The sequence below is a fragment of the Aeromonas sp. QDB18 genome, from assembly GCF_027705325.1.
Lineage (GTDB): Bacteria > Pseudomonadota > Gammaproteobacteria > Enterobacterales > Aeromonadaceae > Aeromonas > Aeromonas caviae.
The window spans coordinates 1-700 of sequence record NZ_JAPDBQ010000343.1 but is presented as its reverse complement, the minus strand read 5'-3'; the positions used below and the strand labels follow the sequence as shown (position 1 = coordinate 700).

Sequence of the window (700 nt, the reverse complement as noted above, 5' to 3'; positions counted from 1 at the left end):
ACCAGCGGGGCTGACGCCCCGGCGAAATTCCCCTCCCACCTACGTCGGAGGGAGTCCCCTTTCGCATTTAAGATGGGGTTTTCAGTTGCCAGCTTGGGCTGGTGACGCTACCCAGGTTGAGCCACTGGCGCTACGCAAGATCATGCAGGAACTCGGGCGCAACATGCAGGCTATTACCGGTGCGATTTCGCAGGAGGAATGGGTTCAGGTCGTTCAGCTCGCCCCAAAAGTTGCTGCACACCCCGAGCCACCGCTTACTGAAAAAATGCGCATCCTTGCTTACCTCGGCGCTGATGCGACCAAGTTCAGAAACTTTGACGCGCAGACTCACGAGGCGGCGCTGGCCATGAAGCTGGCTGCTGCGAGCAGCGACGGCAAGGCGGTGATCCAATCATTCGCCCACGTGCAGGAAAGCTGCTTGGGCTGCCACCAAGCTTTCCGTAAACCTTTCGTGGAGCATTTTTATGGAGCACGCTAAAACATGCCAGCGCCCCATCAGCCTCGAACGACGGCTTGCGGCAACTTACCTGGTAGCTGGTCTGATCACCGCCGGTCTGGCCGGCTGCGCCGCTGGCCCTGATTTTAAGCGTCCCACCGCACCCGATGTGGCTCGCTACACTGCAATCATGTACAGGATCTTTAGCTACAACCAATTGAAATAGATAGAAAAAAGGCTTCGTTTGTGATCTGATTTAATCGC

Annotated in this window: 1 protein-coding gene; it reads left to right on the top strand. The window is 56.7% G+C overall.

Features of this window, described 5'->3' with window-relative positions; translation table 11 throughout:
* The coding region (locus OKC30_RS21275; protein ID WP_442865849.1) for a cytochrome c at nt 1-478 on the top strand (478 nt) is incomplete at its 5' end.
* Between the last annotated feature and the right edge of the window lie 222 nt (nt 479-700).